Origin of the sequence: Paenibacillus sp. RS8 (assembly GCF_041956825.1) — a bacterium.
Taxonomy (GTDB): Bacteria; Bacillota; Bacilli; order Paenibacillales; family Paenibacillaceae; genus Paenibacillus_AQ.
Genome location: NZ_CP168131.1, coordinates 6,190,907 through 6,208,414, shown reverse-complemented (window position 1 = coordinate 6,208,414; position 17,508 = coordinate 6,190,907). Strand labels below are relative to the sequence as shown.

Annotated in this window: 18 protein-coding genes; 14 read left to right on the top strand and 4 right to left on the bottom strand. The window is 44.1% G+C overall.

Annotated elements, in window-relative coordinates; genetic code table 11:
* The first annotated feature begins 81 nt into the window (after positions 1 to 81).
* From ACDZ28_RS29195 to ACDZ28_RS29135, 13 genes are all read left to right on the top strand, one after another.
* Positions 82 to 732 carry a redox-sensing transcriptional repressor Rex gene (locus tag ACDZ28_RS29195; protein WP_042129497.1) on the top strand — a complete coding sequence of 217 codons (651 nt, stop codon included), beginning with the start codon at positions 82 to 84 and terminating at the stop codon, positions 730 to 732.
* Positions 722 to 2,023 (top strand): amidohydrolase, encoded by a 1,302-nt coding sequence (locus ACDZ28_RS29190; protein WP_375103440.1) that lies wholly within the window; start codon positions 722 to 724, stop codon positions 2,021 to 2,023. Before ACDZ28_RS29195 ends, ACDZ28_RS29190 begins: the two co-directional genes overlap by 11 nt.
* A gap of 166 nt (positions 2,024 to 2,189) precedes the next feature.
* Entirely contained in the window at positions 2,190 to 2,708 is a 519-nt protein-coding gene (locus ACDZ28_RS29185) for a DUF5590 domain-containing protein (protein ID WP_042129493.1), read from the top strand.
* Between the two features lie 413 nt (positions 2,709 to 3,121).
* Complete coding sequence (locus tag ACDZ28_RS29180; protein WP_375103439.1) at positions 3,122 to 3,664, top strand: hypothetical protein; 543 nt, start codon at positions 3,122 to 3,124, stop codon at positions 3,662 to 3,664.
* Positions 3,657 to 5,159: an AAA family ATPase gene (locus tag ACDZ28_RS29175; protein WP_375103438.1), complete on the top strand. Its 1,503-nt coding sequence runs from the start codon at positions 3,657 to 3,659 to the stop codon at positions 5,157 to 5,159. The genes ACDZ28_RS29180 and ACDZ28_RS29175 overlap by 8 nt, the downstream gene beginning before the upstream one ends.
* 133 nt (positions 5,160 to 5,292) lie before the next feature.
* The gene (locus ACDZ28_RS29170; protein ID WP_042129488.1) at positions 5,293 to 6,165 is read left to right on the top strand and encodes a 3-hydroxyacyl-CoA dehydrogenase family protein; all 873 of its coding nucleotides are present in this window, start codon (positions 5,293 to 5,295) and stop codon (positions 6,163 to 6,165) included.
* The gene (locus ACDZ28_RS29165; RefSeq protein ID WP_042129486.1) at positions 6,162 to 7,370 is read left to right on the top strand and encodes an acetate/propionate family kinase; all 1,209 of its coding nucleotides are present in this window, start codon (positions 6,162 to 6,164) and stop codon (positions 7,368 to 7,370) included. The genes ACDZ28_RS29170 and ACDZ28_RS29165 overlap by 4 nt, the downstream gene beginning before the upstream one ends.
* A gap of 21 nt (positions 7,371 to 7,391) precedes the next feature.
* The gene (gene asnS / locus ACDZ28_RS29160; RefSeq protein WP_036676308.1) at positions 7,392 to 8,690 is read left to right on the top strand and encodes an asparagine--tRNA ligase; all 1,299 of its coding nucleotides are present in this window, start codon (positions 7,392 to 7,394) and stop codon (positions 8,688 to 8,690) included.
* Positions 8,691 to 8,716: 26 nt separating this feature from the next.
* Positions 8,717 to 9,469, top strand: a complete 753-nt coding sequence (locus ACDZ28_RS29155; RefSeq protein ID WP_042129483.1) for a DnaD domain-containing protein — start codon at positions 8,717 to 8,719, stop codon at positions 9,467 to 9,469.
* 93 nt (positions 9,470 to 9,562) lie between these two features.
* Positions 9,563 to 10,156 carry an RNA polymerase sigma factor gene (locus ACDZ28_RS29150; RefSeq protein WP_375105434.1) on the top strand — a complete coding sequence of 198 codons (594 nt, stop codon included), beginning with the start codon at positions 9,563 to 9,565 and terminating at the stop codon, positions 10,154 to 10,156.
* Positions 10,147 to 10,638: a hypothetical protein gene (locus tag ACDZ28_RS29145; RefSeq protein ID WP_375103437.1), complete on the top strand. Its 492-nt coding sequence runs from the start codon at positions 10,147 to 10,149 to the stop codon at positions 10,636 to 10,638. The genes ACDZ28_RS29150 and ACDZ28_RS29145 overlap by 10 nt, the downstream gene beginning before the upstream one ends.
* 18 nt (positions 10,639 to 10,656) lie before the next feature.
* Positions 10,657 to 11,760 (top strand): hypothetical protein, encoded by a 1,104-nt coding sequence (locus ACDZ28_RS29140; protein ID WP_375103436.1) that lies wholly within the window; start codon positions 10,657 to 10,659, stop codon positions 11,758 to 11,760.
* Positions 11,757 to 12,482 (top strand): hypothetical protein, encoded by a 726-nt coding sequence (locus ACDZ28_RS29135; protein WP_052414664.1) that lies wholly within the window; start codon positions 11,757 to 11,759, stop codon positions 12,480 to 12,482. Before ACDZ28_RS29140 ends, ACDZ28_RS29135 begins: the two co-directional genes overlap by 4 nt.
* A gap of 63 nt (positions 12,483 to 12,545) precedes the next feature.
* On the opposite strand, the gene proC is transcribed toward ACDZ28_RS29135, so the two are convergent.
* From proC to proB, 3 genes are read right to left on the bottom strand one after another with little or no spacing between them, the layout of a single operon-like run.
* Entirely contained in the window at positions 12,546 to 13,415 is an 870-nt protein-coding gene (proC, locus tag ACDZ28_RS29130; protein ID WP_042129476.1) for a pyrroline-5-carboxylate reductase, read from the bottom strand.
* A 48-nt stretch (positions 13,416 to 13,463) separates the two neighbouring features.
* Positions 13,464 to 14,711, bottom strand: a complete 1,248-nt coding sequence (locus tag ACDZ28_RS29125) for a glutamate-5-semialdehyde dehydrogenase (protein ID WP_042129474.1) — start codon at positions 14,709 to 14,711, stop codon at positions 13,464 to 13,466.
* Positions 14,712 to 14,748: 37 nt separating this feature from the next.
* On the bottom strand, positions 14,749 to 15,852 hold the full coding sequence (gene proB, locus ACDZ28_RS29120) for a glutamate 5-kinase (protein ID WP_042129472.1): 1,104 nt from the start codon (positions 15,850 to 15,852) through the stop codon (positions 14,749 to 14,751).
* 431 nt (positions 15,853 to 16,283) lie between these two features.
* On the opposite strand from proB, the gene ACDZ28_RS29115 reads away from it, so the two are divergent.
* On the top strand, positions 16,284 to 16,481 hold the full coding sequence (locus ACDZ28_RS29115) for a hypothetical protein (protein WP_375103435.1): 198 nt from the start codon (positions 16,284 to 16,286) through the stop codon (positions 16,479 to 16,481).
* Positions 16,482 to 16,588: 107 nt separating this feature from the next.
* Here ACDZ28_RS29115 and ACDZ28_RS29110 read toward each other — a convergent pair whose 3' ends face one another.
* Positions 16,589 to 17,500 carry a LysR family transcriptional regulator gene (locus tag ACDZ28_RS29110; RefSeq protein ID WP_339287393.1) on the bottom strand — a complete coding sequence of 304 codons (912 nt, stop codon included), beginning with the start codon at positions 17,498 to 17,500 and terminating at the stop codon, positions 16,589 to 16,591.
* Positions 17,501 to 17,508: the final 8 nt, after the last annotated feature.

Genomic DNA, 17,508 nt, shown 5'->3' with positions numbered 1-17,508 from the left:
GAATACCGCTCTTCATTGAGACGAGGTACAGAAATTTTAATAGGATTCAAACAGAATAGTACTTAAATTAGGAGGTAAATTATGAAATCGGATAAAATATCAGAAGCCGTTGTTCGCAGACTTCCTGTGTACTTACGTTTCTTGAATGATCTTCAGAAACGTGAAATATTAACCGTTTCCTCGCAAGAATTAGGACAAAAACTTGATCTGAATCCCGCTCAAATCCGTAAAGATTTAGCGTATTTTGGAGACTTCGGCAGAAAAGGTATTGGGTATGACGTAACTTATCTTATTGAGAAAATCCGTCATATTTTGAAGCTGGACCAACAGCTGAATGTGGCATTAGTAGGTGCCGGTAACCTTGGACATGCATTATCTAATTATAATGCTTATCTGAAAGATACTATGAAGATTACCGCTATATTTGATTCTTATGCACCTAAGGTAGGGCGGAAAATCAACTCTCTTACGGTTCAACCCATGGAGGAGCTAGGTCAGACAGTTCGTGAGCAAGGCATTCGAATTGGGATTATTACAGTACCTGACTCAGAAGCGCAGAATGTAGCAGATATTCTTATTGAATCTGGCATTGAGGCGATTTTGAATTTTGCACCAGTGATTCTAAAAACACCACCGAATATCCGGGTTCATGCAGCCGATTTTACAACGGATTTGCAAAGCCTTGCTTATTATTTGAAAGACGGAAAGGAAGAAAGCGGAAATGAAGAGTAGTAAAACGATTATCAAAGGCGGGCGTTTTCTTATTCCGGGAACGGATGAGCCTGTTCTTAGTGGATATATGACTATTGAAGATGATTTGATCACTTACATAGGAAAAGAAGAGCCTTTGATGGAAGAAGGTGTGCAAGTTGTTGATGGCAGTCGTCTGTTGTTTATGCCTGGTCTGGTAAACACACACGGCCATGCTGCAATGTCATTGCTTCGTGGTTATGGAGATGATTTAGCGCTTCAAGTGTGGCTTCAGGAAAAAATGTGGCCGATGGAAGAGAAGTTCACCGGAGAAGATGTATACTGGGGAACCTCCTTGTCTGTTCTGGAAATGCTGAAAGGTGGCACTACAACCTTCCTGGATATGTATGATCATATGGATCGAGTAGCTGAGGTGGTCGAATTATCAGGCATCCGTTCCGTATTGATGAGAGGCGTAATCGGTCTTTGTCCAGAGGAAGTACAGAATCACAAGCTTGCGGAAGCGATTTCTTTTGCACGGAACTGGCATGGAAAGGCTGACGGTAGAATTACAACGATGATCTCGCCACACGCTCCATATACTTGCCCACCGGATTTCTTTGTTAAGTTTGTACAGGCGGCGCATGATTTGGATTTACCGATGCATACACATATGTCCGAAACGAAACGCGAAGTGGAGCAGAATGTAGTGGATTACGGCCTGCGGCCTGTAGCGCATTTAGAGAAGCTTGGAATGTTCACACGTCCGTCTATTGTTGCTCATGGCGTTCAATTGAATGATGAAGAGATCGAGATTCTGGCTCGTCATAATGTAGGGGTATCTCATAACCCGGGAAGTAATCTAAAACTGGCTAGTGGAGTTGCTCGTGTTACGGATCTTCTAAAGGCCGGTGTGAAGGTGTCGCTGGGTACAGATGGCGCGGCAAGTAATAATAACTTGGATATGTTTGAAGAGATGCGTCTTGCAGCACTTATCCATAAAGGTGTAAGTGGTGATCCTACGGCTGTACCGGCTCCGGAAGCTCTGAGTATGGCTACAGAGTATGGCGCGAAGTCTATCTTTTTAAATGATGTGGGCAGGCTCGCTGTAGGCATGAAAGCTGACTTTATCGCGATTGATATAGACCAGCCGCATTTACTACCGCACACAGATTTGCTGTCTCATGCTGTATACTCTGCCAGTGCCAAGGATGTTGAGCATGTATGGGTGAATGGTAAACAGGTTGTAAAACATGGACAATGTGTAACGTTAGATGAGGAAGCTATCCGTCGTAAGGCGCAAGAATCCTTTGAGGGGCTACTCAAGCGCTAGTCTAAGATCATAAATTAACTGAAAGGCTGTGACTTTCTGCGTTTGCAAAAGTTACGGCCTTTTCTGTAAATATAAGAATTTATATGAATGAATATGAAACTTTGGATAAACACACGGGTGTGTTATATAATCAAAAAAGATATATTACTAGAAAGGGAGCTGTACCTTGAAGAAAAGGAAAAAATGGATCCTCCTGGGGTCAGTTCTGATTCTGCTCCTTCTGTTTGGACTTATCCAGTTCTATGCCTATATTATGAAAGATCAATGGAACGAGCGAGATATTGCTAAGGATATCGCCAAAACCAGCGCTGGTCTGACAGAGGTAACTAAAGCACAGAAATCCGTTTGGGATGAAAATGCAGTGTACTGGGTCTTAACAGGGAAGAATCAATCCGGGACCGAGTTGATGGTATGGGTACGCTTTACTGTAGACGGGAAGTTTGCAGAAGGCAACGACGCAGTATATGCTGAGGAACTGAGTAAAGGGACCTCTGAAGCGAAAATACGCAGCATAATTAAAGCTGATCTTCCGGACGTTAGTATCGAGCGGTTGTTGCCGGGGGTATATAACGGAGAGTATGCATGGCAGCTTTTTTATAAACAAAGCGGTCGGTATTATTATCAATTTTATCGGTTCTCAGATGGAGCTCGAATGGGTGAAGGATATAGTTTACCCAGCCGCTAAAATAAACAAAAGTACTATACTATAAACAAGCGGACCATTTATGGTTCGCTTGTTTTCGTTAATGTGATGGATTATTTTGATATACTCGTAATGTGCTATTTGTGATATACTAAGTAGGTAGTTTTTATATATTCTATTTAAAAAACACATGTGAAAATAAACCTGTTAATGACAAGTAACGGCTCTTTTTCTCGTTGAAATAAATCAATATATTTAATGAATTGGAAAAAAATAAAAAATAAAATTTTAAATATCTTCACACTTTTTTTTATTTTCGTATATACACATGTGATATACTACTGTTTGTAATTAGAACAGTATTAAGAGAACGTTAGGCTCTGATGAGCGCTTAACAGCTTTGATTTATTGATCATTCTGTTTACATTTTGTCATCTTTGAGAGGAGGACGTTTCTTGAAATTACGTCTTGTACCTGTACTGATAACGTCTCTACTGTCGGCTACTCTATTGTTCGGAGGATTCTTTTTATATCGTCAGTTTGCTTTACAGGAACCGCTCCAAAAGATTGTATCCGGTTATGAGGGAGTAAATAATTCACATATTAGTATTAACCGCGATGAGGTCACTTTGAAACTTGATTTGCAGCCGGGCACGAATTTACGTGATCTAGTATCGTATGTATCCAAAGAAGGAAAGTCAGTGATTGAAGGACGTAAACTTAAACTCGATGTGGATCAAAATTCAAATGAATTATTAGATGATTACTGGGATAAAGCGTTGTTCTCTGTAGCTGAAGCGATGGAGAGCCGTAAATATACTCTTATACCTACTGAACTTGATAGATTAAAAGAGCAACATTCGGAATATAAAGATGTGATAGCATCTACTGAAATCGACGACAACAATGTGTATGTTAGTTTAAGCAATGGAAAAGAAAGTAAATTTATTATTTTGCCGCGAAAACCTGCGACCTTGGGGGTATGGAATAATGCCTAAGTATCTAAAAGAAATTTTACTCGGATTTATTCCTGTACTGTTTATTTTCATGGCTTTTTTAGGTATAAATATATTCCCAATTGTTATAGCAGCTGGAATGCTTACTGCACTGCTTATAATTGCTCATTTGCGCGGCGGGCTTACGGTGAATGCTGGTGCTGGGAAAAAACGCAAGAAGGAAGGACCTTCAAAGCTAACTTTTGAAGAAATTGGCGGGCAAGACAATGCGAAGCAAGAGCTTCGTGAAGCACTCGATTTTTTGATCCGTCATGAGGAAATCAGCAAATTTGGGATTCGTCCCTTAAAAGGGATTCTGCTCACTGGTCCTCCAGGAACAGGTAAGACCCTTATGGCCAGAGCGGCTGCACATTATACAAACTCCGTATTCGTAGCTGCATCAGGTAGTGAATTTGTTGAAATGTATGTGGGTGTCGGGGCCGGCCGGATTCGTGATTTGTTCAAGGATGCCCGTAGCCGCGCTGTTAAGGAGAACAAGCAGAGTGCCATTATTTTCATTGATGAAATTGACGTAATTGGCGGTAAACGTGAAGGCGGGCAGCAGCGTGAATATGATCAGACCTTGAATCAGCTGTTGACTGAGATGGACGGTATTTATAATAACGAAACACCACGTATTCTGCTGGTAGCTGCAACAAACCGGAAAGAAATGCTTGATTCCGCTTTGCTACGTCCTGGACGGTTCGACCGTCATATTCAAGTGGACATGCCTGACAAGAAGGGCCGGAAATCGATTCTCGAATTACATGCGAAGAATAAACCTCTTCATCCAGAAGTGAGTCTCGACAAAATTGCTGAAGAAGCCTATGGCTTCTCCGGTGCTCAGCTGGAAAGTGTCATGAATGAGGCTGCGATTTATATGATGCGTGAGGACTTGACGGAAGTTGAGCAGCGGCATTTGTCGATGGCGATTGACAAGGTAATGATGGGTGAAAAAACGGATCGAGAAACCAATCACGAAGAGAAAAAGAGGGTCGCTATTCATGAACTGGGACATGCCATTATGGCAGAGCTCCTTCGTCCTGGAAGCGTCAGTCAGGTTACACTGACTCCGCGTGGGCAAGCCCTTGGATATGTACGGCACAATCCTCAGCAAGAGCAGTATTTGTACACCAAAGATTATTTGGAAGATCAGATTATGATCGCACTTGGTGGAGCGGCGGCTGAAGAAATGTATTATGGCGGACGAAGCACAGGTTCACGCGCTGATTTCGATCAGGCGCTGAATATTGTGGAAACGATGATGAAGTCAGGATTAACTTCGCTGGGCATTGCTAATCTGGAAATGGTTACCACTGAAGAGCTTATGAAGGAAAATAGTAAGATATTGGATGAACTGATGACGCGCACTCGTGAGCACCTTGAAAAGCAACGAAATGTATTTGATTACTCTCTTGACATTTTAATGAAGGAAGAAGTACTCTCTGGAGAGCAATTTCGATGTCAATTTCGTGACAGCGTCCTTTTACCAGCATAAATTTTTATGCTGGTTATTTTTTTTTACTTTTCAGGCATGCTAAGATATCATTATATGTCGGGCTTTATAAATTTTTGCGACAGACAAGGTACAATACAAAAGTATAGATACCTGAAAGGATGGAGACTTTTTTATGAATTTCAAAAAAATAGGTGTCATCGGCGGTGGCACAATGGGACAAGGTATTGCTGAAATGTTAGCAGCCAAAGGCCTGGATGTATTGCTGGTGGAGAAAACCGCAGAAAAACTGGACTACTCTTACGAAATGATCGAGACAAGTCTAGATAAGCAATTGGAGAAATGGGCGATCACTCAAGCAGAAAAGAAGCTGATTCTTAGCCGCATTCAAAAAGTGACACATTTCGCAGAGCTCAGCTCTTGTGATATGGTCATCGAAACCATTGTTGAGGATTTGGAAGAAAAGAAAAAGATTCTAAATCAATTGGATCAAGTATGTCCAAATCACATTATTCTTGCCAGCAATACGTCAACACTTAGCTTGACTGAACTTGCAAGTTCTACAATGTATCCGGAACGCGTGATCGGAATGCATTTCATATATCCTGTTGCTAAAGTGGATCTTGTTGAAATCGTACGCGGTCTGAAAACTTCAGATGCTACTTTTGAAGACACAAAATCCTTTGTTGATGAGATTGTTGAGAAAAAAGGTGTAATGATTTATGAATCCCCAGGATTTGTAACATCACGCCTCATTTGCTTGTTTATCAATGAAGCTATGCATGTGTTGCAAGAGGGCGTTGCCTCCGCACAGGATATTGACGATGCTATGCGTATCGGTTATCAATTCCAATATGGACCGCTTGAAATGGCTGACAGATTCGGCTTGGATTCGGTTCTTGCTGCGCTTGAAAATATGTTCCGTGAATACGGTGAGTTGAAATACCGCCCTTCTACAATTCTCAAGAAGATGGTACGTGCAGGACAACTGGGTATGAAATCAGGAGAAGGCTTCTTCAAGTACGACAAGGATGGTGACCGTGTATGAATATTCTAGTTATTAACTCAGGTAGTTCTTCTTTGAAATATCAGCTCTATAACATGAACGATGAATCGGTTTTGGCTAAAGGTTTGGTTGAACGTATTGGAATGGACTCCTCTATTCTGAACCATAAACCGACTGGCAAAGCGGAAGTGACAGAAGTAAGCGAAATCCTGGAACATAATACTGCGATTCGTAAAGTCCTTGCTTGTCTTACAGACAAGGAGCATGGTGTAATTGAATCCATTAAAGAAATTGATGCTGTAGGTCATCGCGTAGTGCATGGTGGTGAATTCTTCAAAGCCTCCGCACTTGTGGATGCTGACGCAAAAACGAAAATTCGTCAATTGTTTGACCTTGCACCACTGCATAACCCAGCAGCAATGATGGGGATTACGGCTTCTGAAGTAAATATGCCGGGTGTACCGCAGGTCGTTGTATTCGATACAGCCTTCCACCAAACGATGCCTGAGAAAGCTTATATGTACGCTATTCCTAGAGTACTGTACAATAAATATAAAGTTCGTCGTTACGGCGCACACGGTACATCACATGACTTCGTAAGCAAGGCTGCTGCGGAGTACTTGGAGCGTCCGCTGGAAGATCTGAAGATCATTACTTGTCATATCGGTAACGGTGGTAGTGTAACTGCAGTTCAGGGCGGAGTGTCCGTGGATACTTCGATGGGTATGACACCTCTGGAAGGTTTGATGATGGGTACACGCAGTGGTGACCTTGACCCAGCAATTGTTCCTTACGTAATGAACAAGGAAGAATTGTCTGTAGGTGAAGTGAACTCCATGTTGAATAAACATAGTGGTCTCTTAGCAATTTCGGGCGTAAGCAGTGACATGCGTGATATTATTGAGGGTATGGAAAAAGGTGAGCCTAATTCCACGCTAGCTTTTGAAATGTATGAGTACCGCTTGCGCAAGTATATCGGTTCATATACGGCTGCCATGAACGGTGTAGATGCGATCGTATTTACTGCCGGTGTTGGTGAAAATGCTTCATTGCTTCGTGAGAAACTGCTAAATAACCTTACTTTCCTGGGTATTGAGTTGGATGCTGAAGCTAACAAAGTTCGTTCCGGCGATCCACGTCGTATCTCTACGGTAGATTCCAAGGTACAAGTGCTAGTAGTTCCGACAAACGAAGAACTTGTCATTGCACGCGATACACACCGTATTGTGCAAGGAATTAACGGCTAAATTAGAGGAGAGATTGAAGGCATGGCTAACAAGAGTGTAATCAAGAACGTGAATGAACATGTTGGAGAGAGCGTTGTTATCGGTTGTTGGGTAAACAACAAGCGCTCCAGTGGTAAAATTCAGTTCCTGCAGCTTCGCGATGGTACAGGTTATATTCAGGGAGTTGTAGTGAAATCAGAAGTACCTGAAGAGGTATGGGATGCTGCTAAGAGCCTCACGCAGGAGAGCTCTTTGTATGTGACCGGAATTATTCGCGAGGAGCCTCGCAGTCAGTCCGGGTTTGAAATGACTGTAACTGGAATTGAAGTCCTGCATCTTACAGAGAATTATCCTATTACTCCGAAAGAGCATGGCGTAGATTTCTTGATGGATCACCGTCATCTCTGGCTTCGTGCCTCGAAGCAGCGTGCTGTTCTGGTAATTCGTGCGGAAATTATTCGCGCAATCCAACAGTTCTTTAACGAGAGTGGATTTACAAAGGTAGATCCTCCGATTCTGACACCAACGTCGGCAGAGGGAACTACTAACTTGTTCCACACGAAGTACTTCGATGAGGATGCCTATCTGACCCAAAGTGGACAGTTGTACATGGAAGCTGCTGCAATGGCACTGGGCCGTGTATATTCCTTTGGACCAACTTTCCGTGCGGAGAAATCCAAGACTCGTCGCCACTTAATCGAGTTCTGGATGATCGAGCCAGAAATGGCCTTTACAGATCACGAAGAAAGCTTGAAGGTACAAGAAGAGTTTATTAGCTTCGTTGTGCAATCCGTATTGAAGAATTGCCGTGCGGAGTTGGAAGCAGTAGGTCGCGATATTTCCAAACTGGAGAATATCAAAGCGCCATTCCCACGGATTACTTATGACGATGCAATCAAGTTCTTAAACGATAAAGGCTTTGAAGATATTGCTTGGGGTGATGATTTCGGTGCACCTCATGAAACAGCAATCGCAGAAGCATACGATAAACCTGTATTTATTACTCATTACCCTGCTTCTTTCAAAGCGTTCTACATGAAGCCGGATCCAAATCGTCCAGAAGTCGTGCTGTGTGCGGATATGATCGCTCCAGAAGGCTACGGAGAGATTATTGGTGGCTCACAGCGGATCGACGATCCTGCACTGCTTGAAGAGCGTTACAAAGAGCATAATCTTTCGATGGACTCTTACAAGTGGTACATGGATCTGCGTACTTACGGATCTGTACCTCACTCTGGTTTTGGACTTGGACTTGAGCGTACTGTAGCTTGGATCTGTGGCCTTGACCATGTACGTGAGACTATTCCATTCCCACGTACGCTGTACCGTCTCTACCCATAAGTTCTTATATTTGAAGGGGGACGTTCATGGACGGCAAAGGATGGAGTACCTGGGGCGAAGGCGTCTCCTTCGGTCTGGAGAACGGAATGGCCGTCATACCTTATGCATTACTGAAGTATTACCGGAAGCTGAATTTAAGCGGAAGTGAGGCCATGCTGCTGATCCATCTGCTTTCTTTCAGGCAGGTGGAAGGGATTGACTTCCCTTCGCTTGAGGAGCTTCAGGTCGTAACAGGCCGTAGCATATCTGTTCTAGCAGGAGAATTGCAGAAGCTTATGAAGGAAGGTTTCATTAGTATCGATGGAGACAACGATGAACTAAGAGACATCCATTATGAACGCTACAACTTCTCAGGTTTATACGGAAAGCTTGGTGCTTATCTAGCGACAGTTGTGCAAGAGCATGAGCAAGATAAGCACGCAGGGGGCTATGCAACCTCGGCACCGCGGGCTGCTTCAGGGGGTGGATTCGGCGGAAAGCCCCCCTCATCTCCTTCTCAACTTGGAGCTGAAGAGGAAAGCCGAAATCTGTTCAGTATTTTCGAAAAGGAATTCGGACGTCCGCTATCTCCAATGGAATGTGAGACGATATCTAGTTGGGTGGATCAAGACCGGTATCCCGAGGAGCTGATTCTGTTAGCACTGAAGGAATCTGTATTTGCAGGAAAGGTTCATTTCCGTTATATTGATCGAATATTGCTGGAATGGGCCCGCAACCGGGTCAAGAACGCTCAGGATGTTAAGAACTATACGCAAAAATTCCGCAATGGCGGAAGATAGCTTGCTCAGGAGAGAACCGCATTGCTTTAGCCCATCGCTAAAGTCAGTGCGGTTTTTTTAATATTTTTATAAAAAAATGCAGGGGTAGTTGTAATCGATGGCGTCTATTGCTGTGGGAAGGAGGGGAGAGTCATTGAAGAAGAGGTATTAATTCGGCAGATTTGCCAAGGTGACGAAGATGCGTTCCGCCAATTTGTAAATACATACAGTCAGCAAATTTACAAAATTACTTATTCTGTATTACGCGATGCCAAGATGGCGGAAGATGCTGCTCAGGAAGCTTTTTTACAAATGTACAAATCTCTCCCTGACTACCGTTTTCAAGGCTTGAAATCATGGATTACACGGATCGCCTTAAATAAGGCAATCGATGCTAAGCGTAAGCGTGAGCGTGAGCGACTTAGGGAACTGCCTGTTGACTATGAGCTTGTACTAAGCCAGACTGCTTCCAACGAGGAGGATGTGTTGTCAGGTGTTGTACGCCGTGATCGGATGGATCGGCTGCTCAGTGAAATTAATAGCCTGCCAGAAACTCATCGTGGAATTATGGTGGCTTATTATCTGGAACATAAAAAATATGATCAGATTGCTGCAGAGCAGGGAATTTCACTGAAGACGGTAGAATCCAGATTATATAGGGCGAGACAATGGATTCGAAACCATTGGAAGGAGGACGAATGGCTATGATGAAGCGTGGAGAAGATCCAAACCAACGTGAACAAGCAAAAGCGTATGTTGAAGGTCACATGGAAGAAACGATCAGAGAAGATTGGGAACGATTGCTGTTGGAAGATGAAGAAACGTTTACTTCCTATATGGAAATGCTGGATGAGCTACAGGAGGATCTGCCTTCATTGGAGAATTCGTCTGTTTTTACAGAGAGAATTATGGCTGATTGGGCAAAAATGACCGAATCTTCAGCAGCATTGGATCAAGTGACAGTTGAACAGGGGGGGCGGCGATATCGCTGGTACGAAAAGACAATTTTTCATTATGCGGTTGCCGCGTCACTTACACTGTTGATTATGTCATCAGGTATGTTTGATAAGCTGCACACAGGTCAAATGGAGCTAATGATCCCTAAAAAAGATAATTCCCTATCATTTAGCGAGCAAGTCATACAGGCAACTAGCGGATGGTTGGATCAGCTAATGGGCAGCAGAAAGTGATGAGAGGAGAAATGAAACATGCAACAGCAGCGTAGTAAATTAAAAGCTTTTTTTCTTAATTTGATTCCTGGAGCAGGTCATTATTATATGGGAAAACGTCCACAGGGAATTGCTTATCTTCTGTTAAGCTTTGGCATCTTATTTATGTCGTTCTTAATAGCTGTGGCTGAAGGTGCCGAGGATATTCTAATAATGGGTGTGATGGGGTTCCTGCTCATCGGGACGGTTTCGATGGTGCATCTGGTGGTTAAAATGCTGCAGATGCCTACTCCGGTAATGACTCCAGATGGATCGAATTTTGATTATTCTTCAATGCCCGTTAAGACAGACGATAATGAGCGTGTACATGTAATTTTATTATCGTTCATTCCAGGATTGGGTCATTTTCATATGGGGTTGATGCAGCGAGGATTGTCTTTCCTTATTTCTTTCTTCGGTTTCATGACCGTGATGTTATTCCTGGCAGGGATTACGTCAAGTGATGTTTTCCTTCTCCTGTTTGGCGTATTACCAGTGATTTGGTTATATTGTATGTTTGATGCGGTTCAGTTAATCCATCGCAAGCAAGCTGGAGAAGAAATGGTAGATCGTACCTTATTCGAAGAGATGGAGGCTGGTCGTGAGGAGGGGCGCCGTAGCAAAGTTTTGGCTACACTGCTTTCTGCTTTTCCGGGTGCCGGACAAATGTATCTAGGGCTGCAAAAAAGAGGATTACAGCTCATGTTACTATTCCTCGGGAGTATTTATGTCATGGACCTACTGCGTTTAACGCTGCTATTCTTCCTCATTCCAGTCATTTGGTTTTACAGTTTATTCGATGGTTTACAGCTTGTCAGCCGACATGGACGTGAGCCTTTACAGGATAAGCCAGTCATAGAAGGATTTTTAAATCATCAAGGATGGCTTGGAGCTGCTCTGATGTGTCTAGGGCTGTATTACATTGTAGTGAATGTCGCAGTTCCCGCACTTGATATCAGATTTCCTGAATGGCGTTTGGAGTATAGAGTCAATGAATATTTCAGGACCATTATTGTATCCGTGCTATTGATTGGCGGTGGTTTGAAGCTGATGGCGGGAAGTAAAAATAATAAAGGAAGAAAAGGGACGGGTGGTCACTCTTGAATAATCCGATAGAAATACAGCAGGGAGTCATTGTTCCAAATGAGCGTCCAGTCACGGAAGATAAAACAAGGCGCTGGCGTGTAGGAACGTTGTCGATGGGACTGAGTCTTTTATTTCTGGGAGCACTAATTATGGTCTCGCAGTGGAGAGGCGCGGAGGTGTTCGAGACGACGTTAGCTTGGTGGCCGATTATTTTTATATTATTAGGCTTAGAAATTGTAATATACACTTTATGGTTTCGTGGAAAAGGAAAAATGTATTATGACGTGCTAAGTGTTCTGTTCGTTGGTTTTATAGCAGTATGTTGTCTAGTTTTTGCAGCATTTAGTTCTTTAGGATTAACACAGGAATTTCGCCGTACCGTTTCAGCTGTGCAAGAAAGTTACGCATTGCCAGATTGGAAAGGAGCCGTTCCAGATGGCGTTAGTACCATCATTATTCAAGCTGCCGAGCCTTATGGAATTAAAGTGGATCAAACGGGTGGAAACGAGCTAAATGTATTTGGAAGTTATTTTTCAAATAAAGGAAAGCTACAAGAAGCACAAGAGCAGCAGCTGCTTCAAACTAAGCATGTTGGGAATACGCTATACATCATTTTAGGGGAAACTCCTAGAGACCTGCTATTCGATAATTCTCGGAACACACTGGACGTGACTGTTGGGGCTCCGGCTAATGTTAAAGTGATTGTTCGAGATACTTATGGAAATGTTGTGACCAGTTAATCTAAGTTTAATTTGAAAAAAGATCGCTTCCTGACCAATGTGGTCTGGGAGCGATCTTTTTAGTTAGGAATGCAGCTCTTTCTCAAGCGCAGCGCCCATTTCACGGGAACGTTCGGCACATCGATTTACTGCTGCAATGACAGTTTCAAAGAATTCTCCTTGCTCTAGTACTTCTATTGCTGCTTGTGTAGAACCATTCGGGGAAGTGACCTTCTTGCGAAGTGCAGCTGGATCTTCACCCGTTTGCTGTACCATTCTGGCAGCACCTAGAACCGTTTGGACGGTTAACTGCGTGCTTTGATCAAGCGGCAGTCCGCCTCGTATACCAGCAGCGATCATTGCCTCCATCATATAATAAATATAGGCAGGTCCACTGCCGGAAATACCCGTCAAGGTTTCCATGCGTTCTTCGTCTATGACTGTTGTAAGTCCGACAGCTTCAAAGATGTTGAGTGCAAGGCGTCGACCTTTCTCATCTACTTCCTTGGAAAAGGCAATGCCGGTGGCACCAAGACCAATAGAACTAGAAGTATTCGGCATTGTGCGGACGATGGGTTGCTCTTTACCAAGCAGACCTTGCATCGTTCGAATGGACAGCCCAGCGATTACAGAAACTATGATCTGATCTGGAGAAAGAAGAGGACTTAATCCGCGTAGCGCTTCGGCAGCATCTTTTGGCTTCATTGCTAACACAATTACTGGTGAGTTCCGTAGATAATCTGTTTTTTGTTCAGGATCATTTGTACCGATTACGCCGTAACGACTTCTTAGCTCTGCCAGACGTTCACTACTGCTGCGGTTAAGCATAATAACATTATCGGATTTCACGATACTGCGGCTAATCATCCCGCGAACGATGGCTTCTGCCATGGAGCCAGCGCCATAAAATACAATATTATGATTCATTAGTGGAATGGAAGGTTGCTGACACATGGCTAAAATCCTCCTAAAGTGGTGTAATTGAAAACAGATACGTGGACACTAGCCTCGTATTTGACCTGTTCCATAAATCTTATATTTGGTTGAAGTAAGGGCAGGTAGACCCATTGGTCCACGAGCATGGAGTTTCTGTGTACTAATGCCGATCTCTGCACCAAATCCAAATTCAAAGCCGTCTGTGAAGCGGGTGGAAGCATTGTGGTAAACAGCTGCAGCATCTACTTCCTGTAAGAAGCGTGAAGCGTTATCCGGATCTTCTGTTACGATACATTCCGAGTGCTTCGTTCCATACTGGGCGATATGCTGCATAGCTTCATCTAAATCGCTGACGATTTTGATATTCAAGATATAATCGTTATATTCTGTAGCATAGTCCTCTAATGTTGCAGGTAATGCCCATGGGACATAAGATATTGTTTCCTGACAGCCTCTCAATTCAACCTTAACCTCACGGAAAGCTTCGGCTAATGAAAGCAAATACTCTTTTGCGAAATCCCGATGAACGAGCAGCGTCTCCATGGCATTGCAGACCGAAGGGCGTTGTGCTTTGGCATTCAAGCTAATGTTCTGTGCCATTTCTGGCAAGGCGCTTGCGTCGAGATAAGTATGGCAGATGCCTGCACCTGTTTCAATAACAGGCACGGTTGCGTTAAGCACAACATTTTGAATCAGAGAACTACCTCCACGGGGGATAATTACATCAAGTAGTCCGTTGAGCTTAAGCATTTCATCAACGGAGGAACGGTTGGGATCCTCGATCAGCTGAAGTGCATTTTTCGGCATTGAAGTCCCTGCTAGCGCTTGGTGAAGCACCTCGACAATTTTTCGGTTAGAGGACAGAGCGGAGGAGCCACCGCGCAGCACAACAGCGTTACCCGTCTTAAGACACAGACCAGCAGCATCAACAGTTACGTTTGGGCGTGCTTCATAGATGATCCCGATGACACCGAGTGGAACACGGAGTTTCTGGATGCCCAGACCATTTGGACGCTCAATGGTTTCTAGCGTGTCACCAATCGGATCAGGTAATACAGCGATTTGTTGAAGTCCTTCAGCGATACTGTTTATTCTGCCTACATCTAAGGCTAGTCGATCAAGCATAGACTCAGGAGTGCCGCTTAGGCGCCCGCGTTCCAAATCTTCCTTGTTGGCAGCAATAATGGCTGGAGCTTCACGGCGTAGCGCTTCTGCCATCACTAAGAGAGCTTCATTTTTTTGACCGGTTGTTAGACTAGCTAATACTCCAGTGGTTTCCTTGGCTAATTTTGTTTTATTGACAACTTCACTCATGACGATTCCTCCTTAAATTTTGTATGGACAAGTTTCCTTACCTTAAAGTAATCCATTCGTCACGGTGAATGACCTCTAGCCGGTGTACTTCTCCCAGCTTCGGAACAATCTGACGGCTTGGTAAGCCTTGAATACTGCGCAGCTGGGCGTCATCGTAATTCACAATCCCGCGTCCCAGCAATTTGGAGTCAGGTCCAAGGACCTCTACAACATCACCTGCATGAAAATTCCCTTCTACATGTTTGACGCCGACAGGCAGCAGACTATGACCGCCATGGAGCAACGCTTCAACGGCTCCTTCGTCAATGTAAAGGGAGCCGAGCGGGGTGGACATGAAGCCAAGCCATTGCTTTTTAACAGGCAAGGAAGATAACTTGGTTGCAAAATAAGTACCTCGACCCGTTCCTGACGCTGCGAGTTGTAAATCTCCAGGCTCGGTAGCTCTTCCAACAAAGACAGGTACACCACCTCGTGTGGCAATCTTGGCAGCATCGATTTTTGAACGCATACCACCCGTTCCCACACTAGAGCCGGCTCCACCGGCAATAGCATAAATCTCTGGCGTAATATCATCAACGAACTGATAGCGAACAGCGTCGGGATGTTTCCGCGGATCTCCGCTATATAAGCCATCCATGTCGGTTAAGACGAGCAATCTGCTGGCTTTCAGCAGGTTGGCTACGAGCGCAGATAAAGTATCATTATCGCCGAATTTCAACTCATCTACGGAGACGGTGTCATTCTCGTTAAATACAGGCACCGCTCCTTGGCGAAGCAGCTCATCTACCGTCATCATAGCGTTATTCATGGCTCTGCGACTACAAAAGTCGGTACGGGTTAGTAAAATTTGTGCTGTGGTAATTCCATGCTCAGCAAAAGCTTCTTGATATGCCTGCATGAGCAGCACTTGGCCTACAGCTGCCGCTGCTTGCTTCTCATGCAGTAGCTTTGGACGTGTTGGGTAACCGATACTGCGAAAGCCTGCAGCTACAGCACCGGAGGTTACCAATAACACCTCGCAGCCGTTTCTCTTCAATTCGGCAATCTCTGAAGCGAAGAAGGAGACGGCTTCGCGATTCAAACCGCCCTCTGTTCCAGTCAGCGAGCTGCTGCCTATTTTGACTACGATTCGTGTCGTCATTTCTGTTCACTTCCTTAGTATTATATAGATCCTGAAAACGACAAAAAGCCCCCATCCTTAGACTTAGCAAAGGACGAAAGCTATTAACTTCCGCGGTACCACCTTCATTGATGAGGGATCATCCGACTTCATTCTCGTAACGGGAGGATCCGTCCTGTTTAGCACAGGCCGCTCGGGGGTAGGATTCGGAACGAAAACCGCGGTAAATTCTTTCAGCCTGTCGGAATTTACTCTCTAGGCGCGGTTAGACTCATTCTTACTGGTCCCGTCTGCACGTTTCACTTATTTTCAATAGAATACCATGGAGATGGTTGCATTGCAAAGGAAAAACGAAGGAACTATTTCTCGCATGAGAGAGCTTTAAATATTATGTTTAGCCTCTAAGCGAGGGGGTAAAGTACTTATAATCTGTTACTAGGAGGTGGATTGAAGTGACTAAAGGCAAGAATGCTGAGCAGGCACAGAACCAAGATCCAAACGAAATAGCAGAGTTTCAAAATAGTGTGACTCGTGAATTTGTGGAGGAACATACCGGAGCATTTATTGTTAAAGGATCTGTTAATGAAAGTACGGCTCGGGTGTCAGATGATCAGAACCGCCTGATTACAAAGCGTAATATGCGTAAATAAAACAGAAAATTTTATAAGGCAAACTTAAAAAAACGCCCTGACAACCATACGATTGGTTATCAGGGCATTTCATATGTTTTGGAAGTAGGTTATGAAAGGCTAAGTATCTATTCCTCGGTTAGTTCAGCTACCGTAGATTTAAATGTTTCTACAAAAGCCTTTGCGGCCTTGGATAAATAACGTCCACGTCGATAGGCTACGACTAATGTTCGGCTAGGGGCTGGATCAGCTAGAGGCAAGTAGACAGGCACGAATTCACTCCGTGGTGCACGGGCGATAAAATGAGGTACAAGAGTTACCCCCATGCCAGTAGCCACCAGTGACTGAACTGTCTCCATGTTATTGCTCTCAAAAACAATTTTTGGCTCGAAGCCAGCGTTTCGGCACAGATCCATAGTCATTTTGCGGAAGCCTTGACCTTCTTTAAGTACAATAAATAGCTCGTCCTTTAGTTCTTCCAAAGAGGTCTTAGTTCCATCTAAGCTACGTTTAGCTAGTGGGTGTTCGGGTGGGACTGCAAGATCGATCCTTTCCTCACCCAGTTCTTCGTAAGCAAGAGCCGGAATTTCGAGCGGCAATGAGAGCAGGCTTAAATCAGTCTGACCACTCGCAGTAAGCTTCTCTAGGTTCATGGAGGAGTCTTCAAGCAGAGTGATTTCTACATCCGGATAATTTTGTTTAAAAACCGGAAGCACATGCGGTAGTAAATGTGCACCAGTGATCGGCATACTGCCTACAACGACTCGACCGGTACGCAGTTCAGAAATATCAGACATTTCTTGCCGCAGCAGTTCTACGCCATCAATGATGATTTGGGCTTGCTCTACGAATTTAGATCCAGCATAGGTCAGTTCAACAGAACTGGTATTTCGCTGGAACAGCATTACACCGAGCTCTTTTTCCAGCTTGGAAAGCTGCTGACTGAGTGATGGTTGGGCAATGTGCAGCTTGTCCGCTGCTCGGGAGAAGTTTTTTTCGGCTGCGATTTGCAGTACATATTGTAGTTGTCTCAGTTCCATGTATAAAC

What these genes read in the sequence shown, in the direction of transcription:
- ACDZ28_RS29195 (WP_042129497.1), top strand. Translation starts at nt 82, where the DNA reads ATGAAATCGGATAAAATATCAGAAGCCGTTGTTCGCAGACTTCCTGTG.
- ACDZ28_RS29190 (WP_375103440.1), top strand. Translation starts at nt 722, where the DNA reads ATGAAGAGTAGTAAAACGATTATCAAAGGCGGGCGTTTTCTTATTCCG.
- ACDZ28_RS29175 (WP_375103438.1), top strand. Translation starts at nt 3,657, where the DNA reads ATGCCTAAGTATCTAAAAGAAATTTTACTCGGATTTATTCCTGTACTG.
- ACDZ28_RS29170 (WP_042129488.1), top strand. Translation starts at nt 5,293, where the DNA reads ATGAATTTCAAAAAAATAGGTGTCATCGGCGGTGGCACAATGGGACAA.
- ACDZ28_RS29165 (WP_042129486.1), top strand. Translation starts at nt 6,162, where the DNA reads ATGAATATTCTAGTTATTAACTCAGGTAGTTCTTCTTTGAAATATCAG.
- asnS (WP_036676308.1), top strand. Translation starts at nt 7,392, where the DNA reads ATGGCTAACAAGAGTGTAATCAAGAACGTGAATGAACATGTTGGAGAG.
- ACDZ28_RS29155 (WP_042129483.1), top strand. Translation starts at nt 8,717, where the DNA reads ATGGACGGCAAAGGATGGAGTACCTGGGGCGAAGGCGTCTCCTTCGGT.
- ACDZ28_RS29145 (WP_375103437.1), top strand. Translation starts at nt 10,147, where the DNA reads ATGGCTATGATGAAGCGTGGAGAAGATCCAAACCAACGTGAACAAGCA.
- ACDZ28_RS29140 (WP_375103436.1), top strand. Translation starts at nt 10,657, where the DNA reads ATGCAACAGCAGCGTAGTAAATTAAAAGCTTTTTTTCTTAATTTGATT.
- proC (WP_042129476.1), bottom strand. Translation starts at nt 13,415, where the DNA reads ATGTGTCAGCAACCTTCCATTCCACTAATGAATCATAATATTGTATTT.
- ACDZ28_RS29125 (WP_042129474.1), bottom strand. Translation starts at nt 14,711, where the DNA reads ATGAGTGAAGTTGTCAATAAAACAAAATTAGCCAAGGAAACCACTGGA.
- proB (WP_042129472.1), bottom strand. Translation starts at nt 15,852, where the DNA reads ATGACGACACGAATCGTAGTCAAAATAGGCAGCAGCTCGCTGACTGGA.
- ACDZ28_RS29110 (WP_339287393.1), bottom strand. Translation starts at nt 17,500, where the DNA reads ATGGAACTGAGACAACTACAATATGTACTGCAAATCGCAGCCGAAAAA.